Below are 16590 nucleotides of genomic sequence, written 5' to 3'. Positions count from 1 at the left end.
TTAGGAGGTAATCTCGCCCTCGACAAAATACATATTTATCTCTCCTTTGTGCTTAGCGGGAACTTTTCCGCGATAAGTACATACAAACTGATGTTTGACCCACTCATAAGTAGTTTGAGAAATATTTACTTTACCTATTTCCCCACTTGACTCCATGCGACTTGCCAAGTTCACTGTATCTCCCCAAATATCGTAAGCAAACTTATTCTTGCCAATGACTCCAGCCACCAAAGGTCCTGTATTGATACCTAAACGAAGTTCAAAGGTAGGTTCGCCTTGGAGCAGTCTTTCCAAGTTCCATTGTCGCATGAACTCTTGGATTTCCAAGCCTGCTCTGACGGCATCTATGGGGTTAGTGCTGTTTTCGTTAGGAATCCCGCCTGCGCACATATAGGCATCTCCTATGGTTTTGATTTTTTCTAAGTTATGCTTAGAGGCTATTTCGTCAAAGTTTTGGAAAAAAAAGTTGAGCCTATCCACGATTTCATGCGGAGATAAACGCTCTGCTATCTGGCTAAATCCCTTAAAATCAGTAAATAATACTGTTACCATGTCATAATGACGCGGAGCGGCGTACCCTTTTTCTTTGAGTTCCTCCGCCACTTCCTTAGGTAAGATATTGAGTAAGAGAGTTTCTGCTTTTTTCTTCTCCTCCTCAATCACTTTTTTCTGTTCCTCTATTTGTTTGTTCTTTTTTGCTAATTTTCTGTTAGCTATCTGTCTGCTTACTAAGGCAATAACAGCAATTCCTACAGCTAACAAACTTGCTACAATACCAAAATACAGGCGTTGATTTTTTTCTTCTTCTAACTGCACTATTTCTTGCTGTTTAGCGATAATATCTTTTTGCCATTTAGATTCAATTTCTTTCTGTTCCAACTCGCTGAGCGGCTTTTTTATGTCATTATTGACTAAGGATTTTTTTAATGTTTTAGAAGTAGCATTGATAAACTCTTGTTCTTGATAGACAAGCTGTTGAATTTGAGGTTTAGCCTTTGCCAAAGCCTCATCAAACTCTTTAGCTAAAATCTCCTCATCAAAGTCTATATCAGGATTGTATGCAATACTTGTCAGTCCTTCCTTTTTGATATTTTTCCACAAGGTTAGGTATTTTTTTACTTCTTGTATGTTGCCAAGCCTTATATAAGATATAATCAGGGCTTTGTAATGAGATAGTTCCTCGAAGCTATTCAAAGCATATTCTTCTGCATTCTCAAGCAATACTTGGCTATACGCAGGTACTTTGGCATAAAGTTTTGCCTCAAAATGATACTTGGCTAACTTTTTCAAAGTAGAAGCAATACCTACTGTATCTCGACTCTCTTGGTACAATTTACTGGCTGTCTGATAGTTTTTAATTTTTTTGGTCAAATCAATATGAGCAAGCAGAAAATCACCCTCTTTTTCGTAAGCCAAAGCAATAAGCCGTTTTTGCTTACTTTTCTCTGCATAGCCGATGGCATCTTTGAAGTAAGTTGCCGCCTGACTTGCTTGTCCTAATTCTTCATATATCTCTGCCAAAATCACCGAAGTTTGCGTAGCTTCTGCATACTGATTGTTTTTTACTTGTTGTGTAAGTGTAGCAAGTAATTGCTTTGCTTTATCTGTAAGAGCCTTTTTATCTACCTGAAAGCTAAAAGTGATAAAGGCGAAAAATATGATGATAAAGTAATAAAGTGATAAATTTTTTCTCATACAAGATTCATTTGTCTTGTAAAGATAAAACTTCTAATTAGATTACTTATTTTTAGGGAAGTTTTTTTGCTATGAAATGAATTTTTAAACTTAATGCGAGTAAATTTTTACTATCCAAGTAAATTTCTACTATATCTAAGGCATAAATTTTGAAATAGGGAATTTGTAAGGAATTAGCCTTAAAAGTAGTCAGCAATGACTATAAAAGAATCTGTTTGTAAGAAATTTTAAGGAATTTCTGTTTTTTTGAAACAAAAATTTGATATTTACAGTATTTAAGGCTAAATTAACAAAAATTTTTAATCAAGTTATTGTAATGAAAAGAGTTATTTTACATTCACTTTTATTCCTTTTGCCATTCTTAACCATGGCTCAGAGCGAGGTGGTTAAACTGACTGCAGAAGACGACAAGTTCTTTGAGGCACAACTCCCTTACCTCCAAAAATGGATGGACGAACACGAAATTGGTGCTGTTTTGAAAGCAGAAAAATTAGTAACTTTCTTAGATAAAAATACTGTTACAGTGTATTTGAGGATAAACTATCAAAATAGTGATTCTGCGGCAATTGCTTATGATAATTTGAAAGCCAACTTTGCAAAGATGAATACCCTGTCTTTGGAAACTTCTATTTTCAATAAAACTGCGCAACTTTTGGAAATCCCTGCTAATCAACTCATGGTGAATATTCTATCCAAAGATGAAGAAAGTAAAGATGTAAGGATTTCCCTTGTAGGAGATAAAATAGAAGCAAAAAATGTAGGAACACGAGCAGTTACTTCTAAAATAGATGTGAAAGTGCCTTTGCGTAAGCCTATCATTCCTGCAAGTAATCAGAAAAAATTTAAGAAACCTACTCCTCCTACAGCCGCTGACTTGCAAAAAGCAAAAGAACTCGAGGAGGCTTATATGCAAACAGTACTGAAAAAAATCAGACAGGAGTCAGAGAAGTATTTTACCGCTCCTAATAAAGGCGGAAAGTTTACTTATTTGGGTATTAGAGATGGAGCGTTGCGCTTTGAAGTAAGCGATATTCAAAGAGAAATTTTTAGAGATAAAGGCTCTTGGGCTCCTTATGAGATGATAACTTTTACAGTAGCTTGTGTGAAAGATAAGGAAGATATAAAAGTAGAGTTTACCATAGATGCTAAGAAAGGGGCGAGTTTCCCTTGGAAACCACGAGTAAGTGCTTTTATTCCTATAGACGATGACAAAGAGGGAAAATATAAAATGGAAATGTACGCGTATATTTATGGAGCCATGATAGAAAGATGGCTTGAAAATCTGAACTAAACATGAGAGAGTCTAAGTTAAAAAACGTCATTGCAATTTCTATTGCTACATCAAAGTTCTTAATTATTGTTTGGCTTTTGCTTTTGTTTTTAGCAGAGAGCTACTCTTTTGATGATTTCATTAGTATTATGAGTATTATTCTACCAGCTTTTTCTGTTCATGCTTCTGTGATTATCCGATATACAGTCATGCAACGGTACAAAAACCAAGCAGAAGACAGAGAAGTCAAAGCCTCTTTTCTCTATACTACTCTGGCGATGCTTTTCTTTTATACTTTGGCTATCATTGCTACCCTTGCCTATAGGCACGATGTGGGACCTGAGGCAATGGAAAATGTAAAAACTTCCTTAGGTTTAATAGAAACTGTATTTGGGGGATACTTAGGCTATGCCATTGCTAATTTATTTAGAATACAAGCAGAGATAGACCTTGGCTAAAAAAAGTAAACAGACTAAGCATTTTTAAACTTTACAAAAACTTCTAAACTATGAAAAAATTTGTCTTCATATTTTTACCTATGCTCCTTGCTAATTGGGCTTTTGCTCAGCAAAACCTAAGCACAGGAGGGGAGAACGAAAAACGTTTGGCTTTTATCATTGGCAATGCAAAGTACGATGCCCCCAATGCACTGCACAATTCTGTCAATGATGCCAGAAAAATGAAAGAAAACCTCATGAATCTCGGTTTTAAGGTAGTTTACTTAGAAGACGGAGATTTGAATGCTATTCAAAAGAGTTTCAGGGAGTTTAAAAATGAACTTAAAGACTACAATGTACGCTTATTCTACTATTCTGGACATGGCTTGCAGGTAAAAAATATCAACTACTTAGTCCCTATCAAAGCCAATCTTGAGGAAATGGCAACAGATGAAACTGCTATTGAATACGGTTGTTTTAAGGTAAATGATATTTTAGCTGCCATGAATGAAAAACAAGGCAATGTGAATATCATCATTTTAGATGCTTGCCGCGACAATCCTGTAGAGAAAGTAGCAGTTGCTACCAAAGGATTGAGCAAGAGCGTGGCTACTACACAAGGTTTAGCACCAGTAACTACTTCAGAAGGGACAGTAATATTATATGCTACTTCTGCGGGTAGAAAAGCCTCTGACGGCGAAGGAGATAATGGTTTGTTTACCTCTGAATTAATAAAGCAAATGAACAAGCCAAGAATAAGAATAGAAGATGTATTCAAAGAAGTAGGCAAAGAAGTGAGTTTAAAGTCTAAAGGGAAGCAACGTCCAGAGTTTAGTGGTACTTTTTATGGTGATTTCTTTTTCAAACCTGAAAAATACATGACCCCAGCCGAAAAAGAAGCAGAACGTTTGGAGAAAGAGAAGAAAGAAAAGGAAGAGCAAGCTAAAATAGAAGAAGCAAGAAAAAAAGCTTTGGAAGAAGCAAGAAAAGCAAATCAAGAAGAGTTAGCTCAAATACAAGCCCAAAAAGATAAGGAAAAAGCAGAGTTGGAGAAGAAAATGAAAGAAGAGTTGGCATTGGAAAAAGAGAAATTTGAGCGAGAAAAAAAGAAATTTGAGGAAGAAAGAGCCAGAGAACAAGAACGAATCAAGGCGGAGATAGAAAAACTAAAACAGGCAGAAAAAGAAAAATTGGCAGAGATAGAACGCAGAGAAAATGAAATCAAAGCCCAATTAGAAAAAGAAAAGGCAGAGGCTCTTAAAGAAGCCAACAGAAAACAAAAAGAACTGGAAGAAACCCAAAGGCAAGCAAAGGCTATAGAAGAAAAGTTACTCGCAGAGAAGAAGGCTTTGGAAGCTAATAGGCAAAAAGCAGACGAGGCACAGTTAAAGGCACAGCAACGCGTGGTTGATAGCATGGCTCAAGCGGCTGAGCGTCTAAGGTTCTTACAAAATGAATTTGCGCAACTTAGGCAAAAACAAGTAGCGGATAGCTTGGCTCGCATAGAGAGAGAAGCTAAGATGCAAAAAGAATTGGAGGAAGCAAGACAAAATATATCCTCCACTACAAACAATCAAATAGACCAATTGGACGCCGAGCAACAAGCCAAAGAAGAAGAATATAATAGAAGAATTCAATCTTTTGCCTCTGAAATAGCTAATAAGGAATTGCAGTTAGCCGCAAAGGAAAGGGAAGTAGCCGAGCAGAAAAGAGTCATTGATTCGTTGAGAGCCGCCAATGCCGCCTTGGTAGATGCTAAAAAAGTTAAGGAACTTAACCTAACCGAAGAAGAGAAAATAGACATTAATAAGGAAAATGAGTGGAAGGACTTTGGCAAATATAGAAACTTTTTTGAAATGGACGGTCATCGCTTTGGTTACAGTATAGACAGGAACAATGAGTTCAGCTATAACATAGATGTTACCAGAGAGGTTTTCCAAGATGACATCAATGAGTCTGTCCACGTGTACGTAAGTCGTATCTCCATAGACGATATGTCCGATAAAAATATCTCTATGAAACTTCTATACAGTGAGTACAGAGATAACCATTACATGAATTACGGCTGGGTAACTACAGCATCGTCTTACGTTGAGGCAAAGTTTGATTTGGAAAATAAGATAGTAAAGTTCACTCCTGTCAGTAAAATAGGTATGTTGCGCAATCAAGGGCAAGATTTTATCAATGAACTTGCACTGGAAAATAGCCAACTTTCTATTAGGAATGCTATAGTCATCACTATCAAGTACTTTATGCGTCATTATACGCGTGCCACAAAGTATAGTAGATAACAAAACAAAGTACAGCAGATAAAGAAAAATAACGCCTTCTACTTTAATAGTAAAAGGCGTTGTTTTTTCTAATTCCTAAAAATTCTCATGCCATTTCCTCCCATTTGTTTCATCTGCTCCTCTACCATTTTCCTAAACTCTTCTTGGGTAATTTTTTTACCTTCGGTAGGAATCTTGATGTCCCCCTTTTTCAATTTTTTGAACTCAATATTGCTTGCCGTAGTTACTATTTCTCCGTCATTAATATCTACTTGCAGGACTAAGCCCATAAGCGAGTTGTAGTTATCAGGACCTGCCGAAACGGGAATTTGCTCTGTAAACCAAGCCACAATGTTCATCTTGCGTTCCTCATTGGTGAAAGTAGCTTTCTTACAAACGTAGCCTTTGATTTCTTTGGTTTCCTCATCGCTAATTTTCCAAGCATTAGGCTTGATTTCTCCTTCCAACAGGAACTTTTTGGTCATGAACTCCCTCATTTCTACCTTTTTGTTCTCTGCAAAGTTGAAGTAAAGTTCGTTTTGAGGCATCATAAATCTCATTCTCATCGCTCCGCCATTGGCATTAACCTCCTCGTCCTCGTCTTCCTCTACGTTTTTGAAAAGGGACTCATTCTGATTGAAAATTAACTCCATTTTGGTAGTACGAAACTCTGGAATCATTGCTTTCATTTCTTGGCGGTCAGCAGGTATGCGTCTGTGCATGTTCACCTTGACCTCATACAAAACGATGCCTTCATTTTTTTGTGCAAAAGCAACTGCACTTGTCAGAATTAAAATTAAAAAAATTAGTTTTTTCATTGTTTTTATAAAATTTAAGTAAATGAATTAACTTATGTATGTAATGAATTATCTCCTATAGATTCTCAAGCAAATTTACTCTAAAACCTCTGACGCTAAGGTTAATGTAGCTTGAAAAGCTGTTAAGAGATGTTAAGCAAGGCAAATAAAGTGAGAAGATATGAATAATTTTGCACTATGAAAAAGCCAAAGAAACATATTTTGTCTATTTTTTTGATGCTTAGCAGCATTATGTTGCTCTTAGTATTCCAATATTTTTGGCTAAAAAAAGTCTATGAAGATGAAAAAAATACTTTGCAAAAGCAAATAGACCTTACTTTCCGAACCGTGATGATGGCAATGCAAGATTCGTTATTCCAAAAAAATGTCAAGGCAGTAGGTGATAGCAATTTCAAATTTAATTTTTTCAGACCCTTTGAGCATTTTCGCAATCCTGCATTTTTTCAGAAAGATAGCACAAAACACAAAGATAGACACATACACATTCAAAGCCATTTACTTCAACACGTAAATAAGTTAGTGCATGCCCAAAAAGGAAAAACAACTTCCTCACAAAGCAATCAACAAAGTAAATCCAAAGATACTTTAATTATTTCAGAAGAATCTAATATTCAAGTTTTTATTACTTCGGACAAGCCACAAGATTCTCTTAACACTATTTTGAGAAAGATAGCCACAGACAGACCGCCTGAGATACAGTCTAAAAGTTTTATTATTCGCTTAGGTAATGATACGCTTGCTCATACCTCTATCATGGCTAATTATCAGAAGGCACTGTTAGAGGCAAATATAGACTTACCTTTCCAACTGCAAGTATTGAATCGCCAACAGGAAAGAGAAAACTTTTTTTCAAGAAAAACGCATGAAGGGCTGGAGAGAGGCATACTCTCCGCTCCATTTTTTACTATACCCTCCTCACCTGTATATCAAGCCTATTTCCCTGATTCACAGATATTTATTTTATGGAAAATGTTACCCCAATTTGTCTTTTCTTTCTTGTTGGTTTTGCTGACTTCGGGGGCTTTTTATTTGATTTATCACAATTTGCAGAAACAGGAAAAATTGATTGCTTTGAAAAATGATTTTATCAGCAATGTAACTCACGAACTCAAAACACCTGTTACTACGGTAAGTGTAGCTATTGAGGCTTTGCAAAACTTCAATGCCTTGCAGAACCCTACGCTAACAAAGGAATACTTAGAAATTTCTCAAAATGAGCTAAATAGATTGGCAATGCTGGTGGATAAAATCATGAAGATGGCAAGTTTTGAAAGCAAAGGCATAGAACTCAAACTTAGCACCATTAACTTACCGCAACTTGTTAATCAGATTTTGAAGTCTATGAAGTTGCAATTTGAGAAGTACAAAGCAGAAGTCAGTTTTGAAGTCAATCTACAAAATGAATCAAAGAATTTCTTTATTCAGGCAGACGAGGTACACCTTACCAATGTGATTTACAACCTTTTAGATAATGCTTTGAAATACAGCAAAGAAAATCCAAACATATTCATTCAACTCACAGATTTAGGAGATAAAGTACAGCTCGCAGTCAAAGATAAGGGCATAGGTATTGCCTCAGAGTATAAGGATAAAATTTTTGAAAAATTCTTCCGCGTACCTACGGGCAACATTCACAACATCAAAGGTTATGGGCTTGGGCTTAGCTATGTTGCCAGTGTAATCCAACAGCACGGAGGCAAGGTAGAAGTAGAGAGTAGGGTAGGGGAGGGTAGCTGTTTTAAAATAGAACTGAAAAAATAATTACTTAAAAAACATAACCTAATGCAATATCATGCAGACTAATTACAATACAGAACAAATTAATCATCTCATTCGCCATCGTCGTTCTACTTTTCCCCGCCAATACTCTGGCGAAAAGGTAGAGAAGGCTATCATAGAACAAATTTTGGAAAATGCCAACTGGGCACCTACACACGGCAAAACAGAACCTTGGCGTTTTTTTGTCTTTACAGGCGAAGGACTACAAAAATTTGCTGATTTTCAGGCAGAAATGTATCAAAAATTTACCCCTTTGGAAAAATTTAGCCCTGAGAAATACGAGAAAATGAAACAAGACCCCTTGAAAGCCTCTCACATCATAGGGATTGCTATGAAAAGGCAAAAAGAAGGAAAAATCCCTGAAATAGAGGAAGTAGAGGCAGTTGCCTGTGCCGTCCAAAATATGTACCTGACAGCTACTGCCTATGGCTTAGGGGCATATTGGAGCACTGGGGGCGTAACTTATATGGAAGAAGCAAAAGAGTTTTTTGGCTTAGGCGAAAAAGATAAACTGTTGGGTTTCTTTTATATAGGGAAAATTGCTACACCTTCGCCTGACGGAGAGCGTTTCCCTATTAGCGAGAAAGTAAGTTGGATAGAAAACTAAATTTCCTGAATTTTTACTTTATCAAACTTCTGTATTTACTCGAGTTAGTGGGGTCTATGGAAACTAACAAGTCCACTGCCTGTTTGATAGTAGAGGGGTCGCCCTCTGAAAAGATATTAAGTAACTCATCTGACTTAGCATCAAAGAAGGCATTAATTAGAATAGCATTAGGGCGTACTTGATTGACTTGTTTGATTTTCTGCAAGACCTCTACTATTTTTTTTCTACTTCCTTCAGGGTCTTTAGTAAAATTGTCCATCGCTAAGCGGTGATACTGGTACATTCCCTCTCGGAAGGGGCTAAATTGTGGATTATTGAGGTTTTCAGAGAGCCAATATCTGTTTCTGGTATCACCAGCACTCCAGCCTGCATAGTTAGCCTGTTGAGAATTGTTTAAAATATTCAAAATTCTCGGCAAGACCACATTACCTCCTAAGTTAGCAAAACTGTCATAATCCATAGCCAAAATGACATAAGCATAATAAGCAAGCATGGCGGTTAGATTGGTAGTGTTGGCATTTTCAGCAAAAATCAAAGGTTGTGAAGGCTGATACTCAAAAGCAAAACTCCTGTCAAAAAAGGTAAGCAAAGGAGATTCTAAGTCCGTTCCGTAAATAGGACGGCTGGACTGAATCTGAACAGTAGCCGTATATCTCCCTTGGGTTACATCAGAGTCGCCCCCTAAAGTGATGAAAATATTGCATTTTATCCTTTCAAACTCTCTGTATTTGTCGGTAGTCCACTCAGTAGTATTCATGAACTGCGAAATCGCATCTCGCATCTGCGTAATGATTTGACGCTCTTGTGTGGCTACTTGCTGGTCATTGATAATGACGTTGCACCTAAGTTCTTGTGCCTTAGAGATACTTAGAGAAAATAGGCACAGCAAACAGATAATAATATAAAAATTAGCAACAAATCGGTTCATTTTTTTAACAATTAAATTTTTTCCAATTTACTTTCTACTTTCTTGGAGCGTAACTCTTGAAGCCTTGCATACCCCACCTATAGGCGGATTAAACTTGCGAATAGTAATTTCAACTTGCTCTACTTGAGGAAATTGTGAAAATACACGTCGCATAATTTTCTGTGCAATGTGTTCCAATAACAAAGAAGAAACAGCCATTTCCTCTTTGACTATTTCATAAAGCGTACCATAATTGACCGTATATTTGATTTTATCTTCTTCTGCGGCTTTTCTAAAATCCACTTGTACGCTAATATCCACCCCGTAGCGATTCCCAATAATGCGTTCCTCAGGGTGAAAACCATGATAAGCAAAAAACTCTAAACCTTCTAAGGCAATTATTCCCACGTTTTCGAATTAAGTGATTTTTGGGCTTAAAAATAATTTTATTTAGGGAATAAATGATAAGAAATTAGAAAATTATATATTTGCTCTCCAATAAACAACCAACCATACAAAACATAAGCAAACAACAAAATTATCAAAACCAAACTTAAACCAAACTTATCTAATCATGGCATTTATTCAAAACATTGTTGCCCGTCAGATTTTAGATTCACGAGGCAATCCTACCGTAGAAGTAGATGTACTTACTGAAAATGGACATAGAGGTAGAGCCGCCGTACCTTCTGGTGCTTCTACAGGCAAGCACGAAGCCGTAGAACTCAGAGATAACGATAAAAAAGTATTCATGGGCAAAGGCGTACTCCAAGCAGTCAATAATGTCAATGAAATCATCGCAGAGGAGCTAATTGGCTATTCTGTTTTTGAGCAGAACTTGATTGACAAAATCATGATAGAATTAGACGGGACGCATAACAAAGGAAAATTGGGGGCTAATGCTATCTTAGGGGTTTCGCTTGCTGTAGCCAAAGCGGCAGCTATGGAAGCAAGGTTGCCTTTGTACAAATACATCGGAGGGGTCAATGCCAATACGCTTCCCGTACCTATGATGAACATTTTGAACGGAGGTAGCCATGCAGACAATGGTATTGATTTCCAAGAATTTATGGTAATGCCTGTCAAAGCTGAGAGCTTCAGAGAGTCTTTGAGAATAGGAACAGAAATTTTCCACAACCTCAAAAGTGTACTCAAAGCCAAAGGCTTGTCCACTAACGTAGGCGACGAGGGAGGTTTTGCTCCTAACATCAAATCTAATGTTGAAGCGATTGAGGTAGTACTACAATCCATAGAAAAAGCAGGTTACAAAGCAGGAGAAGACGTTTTCATTGCCTTAGACCCTGCGGCTTCTGAGTTTTTTGATGAGGAAGCGGGAGTTTACCATTTCAAAAAATCTACAGGCGATAAACTCTCTCCCGTAGAAATGGCGAATTATTGGGCAAACTGGTGCAAGCAATACCCCATCATTTCTATAGAGGATGGCATGGCAGAGGACGATTGGAAAGGTTGGAAAGAATTGACAGATTTAGTCGGAAAAAAAATACAATTAGTGGGAGATGACCTATTTGTAACCAATGTAAAACGCTTGCAAGAAGGCATAGACAAAGGCATAGGCAATGCGATTTTGGTGAAAGTAAACCAAATAGGCTCTTTAACAGAAACCATTGATACTGTAAACTTGGCAAAACGCAATGCCTACAAAAGCATTATGTCGCACCGCTCTGGCGAAACAGAAGACAGCACGATTGCGGACTTAGCCGTAGCCTTGAATACAGGACAAATCAAAACAGGTTCTGCTTCTCGTTCTGACCGCATGGCAAAATATAACCAACTTCTTCGCATCGAGGAGGAGTTAGGCGAAATGGCTTACTTTCCCGGGATAAAGTTTTAAGAGTAAAAAGCTAATTTCATTAAAATTAGCTAAATTCATTTTCCAAGTATGCTAAATAGAGGCATACTTGGATTTTTTTTAGTTTTGCGTGCTTATACAAATCTTATTTATATAGTTTACGTTAATATGTATAAACTTTTGCTTTCAAAAAGTTAGTTTGACATTATTTATCTAAAAGTTAGAATTTTTATGAAAACCAAGATTTTATTTGCTTTTTTATCTTTATCCCTCTTAGTAGCCAGTGCAGAAGCACAAAATTATGTTTTTAAGGTATTAGGTGCTAAAGGGCGCATTACTGTAAACAATCTTCCTGTCAAGGTAGGTAGCCAAGTTGCCGCCAATCAGGTAATTAAAATAGTAGGCGCAAATGCTTACCTCAATCTTTCCCACAAATCGCTCAAACGGGTCATAGAACTTACCCAGCCCGGTGCTTACAAAGTCCAAGAATTAGAAAATCAAATCAAACTATCCAATGAAGCATCATTGGAAGACAAATACTATGACTGGGTGACTGATAAAATCATGAATGATAAAGATATGAAGATTTCAAGTAGAACGCGCTTCCGACACATGAATAAAACAGGTTCGGTAGTTAGAGGACACAATATAGTAACTACTTCGCTCGTAGTGAAAGAAAATAAAACCCATATCTTAGGGGAAAAATGTCTTATTCGCTGGGAACTTGTAGAGGACTCGCCCTTTAAAAAAGACCTAAGTGCCTACAAAGTAATATTTTACAACATAGCTGAGGATATTATTCATGAGCAAGTAGTTTCTCAAGAAGCCATAGAAATAGATTTTAGTCAAGGCAAATTAGCCCAAGAAAATATGTTGCTAATGAAAATCGTCCCTCTGGACAAAAATGGAAAATATTTGGTCAGCCCTAAAAGTATTGATGGTGAGATGCTTGCTAAATTAGACGAACAAAAGCGGAAGGAAATTATGCAAGATTTAAACAGGATTAGGAATGGGAAAAATAACAACACCGCCTTTGGCAAGCTTCTCGAAGCTCGCTTTTTAGAGGAGCACGAACTCTACGGAGAAGCGATGTATGCCTACGAAAATGCCTTAAAACTTTCCTTTGAGGCAGAAACTTACTCAAAACTGTACGACTACTTTTATGAAAGAATCTTTGTAAACAAAGAAGCAGGTAAAAGTGATAATTAAGGCAGTTCTGTATTTTTACTTATTTTAAAATTAAGTACTCCTACTCAATCATTTTAAGCAAATAATGCTATTGGTTATCAATCAAAAACCTTATAATTTTGTGACATCAATAGAAACAAAAACGGTTTCGCCGTCATAAAAATATTGATAAAAATATTTATTAAGGGGGTAAATTTGAAACAATTAATGACTCAGTCCTTGCTTTTTGAGCAAGGACTGTTTTTTTGCCTATTCAACTGCTACCTTTCTGCTTTTCCCTTTGTCATCAAAAATCTCTATATCAATTACTTCCTTGCTAATTTTCAACACTCTTGAGGATTGCGAAAGATAAGTATTACCAAAATAAAACTCTTGTTTGCACTTTTGTCCATTTTTCAATGTGAGCATTGCATATTTTTCATTAGGCAAAGCAGGAATAATTTTTTGAGCATTAATAATTTGATTTCCAAGTGCTTTTATGCCTTCTGAGTTGATAGCGATGAGATGAACTAACTTCTGTCCTGATACTATCTCTGCCATGCCTTTGGCATCACCCTTTACTAAAAAGCCACTATCTTTGTTAGGCACAGCCTTAAAACTTCCCTTGCCATCTCCTTGTAAATAAACACCATAAGAGGCATCATAACGTCCCCAATTCACCTCAGGAGCGTAGGAGTTGCCGACCATGAGTACGTCTAAGTTGCCATCATTGTTATAATCTCCTACTGTCATGCCAAAAATAGGAGCAAACTGCGTTTCTATAGGCAAAGGGCGAATATCAAATTTTCCATTCCCTTGATTTTCAATGAAAGAAGTAGAAAAATAGTTCGCTCTTACTACGTAAGTATCTTTCAGTTCTTCCTTGCTAAAAACTTTTTCAAACGGGGCTGTGGCATAGTCTATGTAGTTAGGAAAGCGTCTGCGCATCACTATCATTTGCTCTAAAAAGTTGTCCCTTGGGTGAGTAAGGTAGTTATTACCGTCTTCGTAATAGTGGCAAAGCATGGCATCTATCATTCCATTTTTGTCAAAATCTTTAGCATAAACGCAAACAGGCTCACTATCAGAGGCTTTGAACTTAGAGTTAAGACCTAAGTTCCCAGCGATGTAGTCTATGTCGCCATCATTGTCGAAGTCCCCTGCGACTATGCTATTCCACCAACCAACTTTGTTAGGAATCTGGACTCTGGAATCTTTAATTAAATTTCCTTGATTATTTCTGAAAAAGGTGATGGGCATAAACTCTCCAACTATCACCAAATCAGTCTGATTGTCATTGTCAAAGTCTGTCCAAAGTGCCGAGGTTACCATGCCTATATGAGCAAGTTCTTGGGGAGTAATGTCCGTAAATTTGACTTTATTGCCTTCGGTATCGTTCCTTAGCAAATAACTTCGAGGGGCAAGGGGGTATTGGTTAGGGATTACTCTACCGCCCACGAATAAATCCAAATCTCCGTCTTGGTCAAAATCGCAAGCAACTACGCAAGAGCCACTACTTTTCAATTCTGGTAAAGCATTTTCTGCCAAAGAAAAGTTGCCTTGCCCATCATTCAAATACAATCTATCTTGGTAATAATCAGTATCTTTTGCTCTTTCACTTCCCCCACTAACTACGTACAAGTCTAAATCTTTGTCATTATCCGCATCAAAAAGTAATACGCCTAAATCTTCGTGCAGTGTATCGAGAGTTAATTTTTTTTCTTGGAATTGTCCTAATTTGTTTTGGATAAAAAATGAGCCACTCATGCCGTATGCTCCACCTGCATAAAAATCGTCTAAGCCATCGCCGTTGATGTCGCCTATTGCTATGCCAAAGCCATTTTGAGAAAACTTGTGAGGGATAGTAAACTGTTGCTTGAAATCTATGTGTTCGGTTTCTCTATGCTCGAAATTGACTAAGTGAGGGATATTTTGAAAAAGTAGAATAGTAGAAGACTGTACGGCTTGATTATCAGGTATTTTTTGTGCATTTTTATACTCTAATAATAAAGTTTGGTTGGGTTGTATGTTTTCTACTACTTGGTATTTTCCATCTGTCCAAGTAATTTTTACGTAGTCTATTTTTTGCTTTTTGCCCAAGCCAAAGTGTAACAGATGCTCCACCGAAGATTGAAAACCTCTGACAGGACTTTGCTCTTGGTATTGCATTTTTCCCTCTGCCCAGACCTCAATCTTTGCTCCTATGCCAAATCGGTTTTGCTCACTTCCTGAGAGCTTTATTTTTAAGTAATTATTTCCCAATAGCTTATCTGCATTGTTTTGAAAAACTAAAGCAGGTTCGTCTATATCGTTCACTACCAAATCCAAATCGCCGTCATTGTCCAAATCCACATATACTCCGCCGTTTGAATAGGACGGAACGTCTAACCCCCAAGTTTTTGACACATTTTCAAAAGTCAAATCTCCTTTGTTGCGATACATATAATTAGGGATACGTACCTCTGGAATGAGTTTGAGCATTTCCTTTTTCTTGTTGCGTTTGAACTCATCAGAGCCAAACTGCACATTGAGTTGGGAGTAGGTAATGTAGTCTAAATCAGTAATATCCTTCCTATAACCGTTGGTAACATATAGGTCTTTCCAGCCGTCATTGTCATAATCAGCAAACAGTGCCGCCCAACTCCAATCGGTTTTTTCTACTCCTGCCAACTGCCCTATTTCGCTAAAAGTTTCATTTCCATTGTTAAGTTGAAGCGTATTTCGCACAAATTGAGGCTGATAGTTTAAAAACTTTCCTGTCATCATGGAATAACGGTCATAGTTGGCATTCATCATCATCATTTTTTGGCGTTTGTTGTCCTCTGGAAGCATATCCAAAACTACGATGTCTGTCCAACCGTCATTGTTGTAATCGGCTACATCTGCTCCCATGCCGTTATATGCTTGGTGCATGAGGCAGTCAGCGATGCGATTGGTAAAAGTTCCGTTTCCATTGTTAATATACATTAAATCATTGGTAATAAAGTCGTTAGATACATAAATATCTTCCCATCCGTCTTTATTCAAATCTGAAATCACTACACCTAAGCCATAACCGTCAAAAACAATTCCTGCCTCTTTGGAAACTTCCTTGAAAATAGGGTGTCCATTGGCTGCTATGCCTTCATTGCGGTAAAGTTTATCGCTATTCGGGGCAGTGCCGTCAGTAACTTTGGGACGAAGGCGGTTATGACTTTCCTTTTCTAACCAGTTGTTTAGCAAGTACATATCCAAATCTCCGTCTTTGTCATAATCAAAAAATGCCGCTTGGGTAGAATAAGAAGTATCCGCTAAGTTGTATTCGCTTGCCATTTCCTTGAAAACAGGGATTCCGCCTTTTACGCCTTGGTTGATAAACAGCAAGTTAGCATTGCTTTTGTTCCAAAGGTTATTATAAGCCACACATACATAAATGTCCAATAAGCCATCAGCATTTACATCAGCCACAGAAACTCCCGTAGCCCAACGGTCAGTTTTTACGCCTGCTTTTTCTGTGATGTCCTCAAACTTGAAATTTCCTTTGTTCAGATAAAGCCTACTCGATACTTGGTTGCCTGAAAAGAAAATATCAGGGAGATTATCTCCATTAAAATCGCCGACGCCTACCCCTGCTCCGTTATACATATACATGAAATACAGCACATTAAGGGTATCGTCAGGGGTAATATGGTTGGCAAAGTCAATCCCCGTTTCGCTTGGAGTAAGTTGGGTAAAAAGCGTATTAGAGGGTTTGTTTTGGCAAGAAAAAAATAAACAAACACTAATAAAAAGACACAAAAGAATTGATAATAAGGAATTTGCTTGTTTCATATTTACCTTCGTTATGTTGA

Annotated in this window: 12 protein-coding genes; 7 read left to right on the top strand and 5 right to left on the bottom strand. The window is 37.3% G+C overall.

Annotation, left to right across the window (positions count from 1 at the left end):
- On the bottom strand, positions 1-1695 hold the full coding sequence (locus BM141_RS03030; RefSeq protein WP_091539814.1) for an adenylate/guanylate cyclase domain-containing protein: 1695 nt from the start codon (positions 1693-1695) through the stop codon (positions 1-3).
- A 367-nt stretch (positions 1696-2062) separates the two neighbouring features.
- On the opposite strand from BM141_RS03030, the gene BM141_RS03025 reads away from it, so the two are divergent.
- The 3 genes from BM141_RS03025 to BM141_RS03015 are packed head-to-tail and all read left to right on the top strand — an operon-like array spanning position 2063 to position 5693.
- Entirely contained in the window at positions 2063-2986 is a 924-nt protein-coding gene (locus tag BM141_RS03025; protein ID WP_091539812.1) for a hypothetical protein, read from the top strand.
- A gap of 2 nt (positions 2987-2988) precedes the next feature.
- A complete protein-coding gene (locus BM141_RS03020) occupies positions 2989-3423 on the top strand; it encodes a hypothetical protein (protein WP_091539808.1) in 435 nt (144 codons plus the stop codon).
- A gap of 50 nt (positions 3424-3473) precedes the next feature.
- Complete coding sequence (locus BM141_RS03015; RefSeq protein ID WP_091539806.1) at positions 3474-5693, top strand: caspase family protein; 2220 nt, start codon at positions 3474-3476, stop codon at positions 5691-5693.
- A 68-nt stretch (positions 5694-5761) separates the two neighbouring features.
- Here BM141_RS03015 and BM141_RS03010 read toward each other — a convergent pair whose 3' ends face one another.
- Entirely contained in the window at positions 5762-6490 is a 729-nt protein-coding gene (locus tag BM141_RS03010) for a GLPGLI family protein (RefSeq protein ID WP_091539803.1), read from the bottom strand.
- A 177-nt stretch (positions 6491-6667) separates the two neighbouring features.
- Here BM141_RS03010 and BM141_RS03005 point away from each other — a divergent pair, with 177 nt between their 5' ends.
- Together BM141_RS03005 and BM141_RS03000 are read left to right on the top strand one after the other, a co-directional pair.
- Positions 6668-8251 (top strand): sensor histidine kinase, encoded by a 1584-nt coding sequence (locus BM141_RS03005; RefSeq protein WP_091539800.1) that lies wholly within the window; start codon positions 6668-6670, stop codon positions 8249-8251.
- A gap of 31 nt (positions 8252-8282) precedes the next feature.
- The gene (locus BM141_RS03000; protein ID WP_177217248.1) at positions 8283-8876 is read left to right on the top strand and encodes a nitroreductase family protein; all 594 of its coding nucleotides are present in this window, start codon (positions 8283-8285) and stop codon (positions 8874-8876) included.
- Positions 8877-8889: 13 nt separating this feature from the next.
- On the opposite strand, the gene porD is transcribed toward BM141_RS03000, so the two are convergent.
- Positions 8890-9804, bottom strand: coding sequence for a type IX secretion system protein PorD (porD, locus tag BM141_RS02995; RefSeq protein WP_091539792.1), 915 nt, complete (start codon positions 9802-9804; stop codon positions 8890-8892).
- A 27-nt stretch (positions 9805-9831) separates the two neighbouring features.
- Positions 9832-10191 (bottom strand): dihydroneopterin aldolase, encoded by a 360-nt coding sequence (gene folB / locus BM141_RS02990; protein ID WP_091539788.1) that lies wholly within the window; start codon positions 10189-10191, stop codon positions 9832-9834.
- A gap of 166 nt (positions 10192-10357) precedes the next feature.
- Here folB and eno point away from each other — a divergent pair, with 166 nt between their 5' ends.
- Both eno and BM141_RS02980 read left to right on the top strand, forming a co-directional pair.
- On the top strand, positions 10358-11635 hold the full coding sequence (gene eno, locus BM141_RS02985) for a phosphopyruvate hydratase (RefSeq protein ID WP_091539785.1): 1278 nt from the start codon (positions 10358-10360) through the stop codon (positions 11633-11635).
- 189 nt (positions 11636-11824) lie between these two features.
- Positions 11825-12802 (top strand): hypothetical protein, encoded by a 978-nt coding sequence (locus BM141_RS02980; RefSeq protein WP_091539782.1) that lies wholly within the window; start codon positions 11825-11827, stop codon positions 12800-12802.
- 228 nt (positions 12803-13030) lie between these two features.
- Here BM141_RS02980 and BM141_RS02975 read toward each other — a convergent pair whose 3' ends face one another.
- Positions 13031-16570 carry a VCBS repeat-containing protein gene (locus tag BM141_RS02975; protein WP_091539777.1) on the bottom strand — a complete coding sequence of 1180 codons (3540 nt, stop codon included), beginning with the start codon at positions 16568-16570 and terminating at the stop codon, positions 13031-13033.
- Between the last annotated feature and the right edge of the window lie 20 nt (positions 16571-16590).

This window comes from Thermoflexibacter ruber (genome assembly GCF_900113045.1).
Lineage (GTDB): Bacteria > Bacteroidota > Bacteroidia > Cytophagales > Thermoflexibacteraceae > Thermoflexibacter > Thermoflexibacter ruber.
This window is presented reverse-complemented; position numbering and strand designations above follow the sequence as displayed.

Bases quoted from the DNA above. Each gene is read 5' to 3' on its own strand.
- BM141_RS03030 (WP_091539814.1), bottom strand. From the start codon at position 1,695: ATGAGAAAAAATTTATCACTTTATTACTTTATCATCATATTTTTCGCC.
- BM141_RS03025 (WP_091539812.1), top strand. From the start codon at position 2,063: ATGGCTCAGAGCGAGGTGGTTAAACTGACTGCAGAAGACGACAAGTTC.
- BM141_RS03020 (WP_091539808.1), top strand. From the start codon at position 2,989: ATGAGAGAGTCTAAGTTAAAAAACGTCATTGCAATTTCTATTGCTACA.
- BM141_RS03015 (WP_091539806.1), top strand. From the start codon at position 3,474: ATGAAAAAATTTGTCTTCATATTTTTACCTATGCTCCTTGCTAATTGG.
- BM141_RS03010 (WP_091539803.1), bottom strand. From the start codon at position 6,490: ATGAAAAAACTAATTTTTTTAATTTTAATTCTGACAAGTGCAGTTGCT.
- BM141_RS03005 (WP_091539800.1), top strand. From the start codon at position 6,668: ATGAAAAAGCCAAAGAAACATATTTTGTCTATTTTTTTGATGCTTAGC.
- BM141_RS03000 (WP_177217248.1), top strand. From the start codon at position 8,283: ATGCAGACTAATTACAATACAGAACAAATTAATCATCTCATTCGCCAT.
- porD (WP_091539792.1), bottom strand. From the start codon at position 9,804: ATGAACCGATTTGTTGCTAATTTTTATATTATTATCTGTTTGCTGTGC.
- eno (WP_091539785.1), top strand. From the start codon at position 10,358: ATGGCATTTATTCAAAACATTGTTGCCCGTCAGATTTTAGATTCACGA.
- BM141_RS02980 (WP_091539782.1), top strand. From the start codon at position 11,825: ATGAAAACCAAGATTTTATTTGCTTTTTTATCTTTATCCCTCTTAGTA.
- BM141_RS02975 (WP_091539777.1), bottom strand. From the start codon at position 16,570: ATGAAACAAGCAAATTCCTTATTATCAATTCTTTTGTGTCTTTTTATT.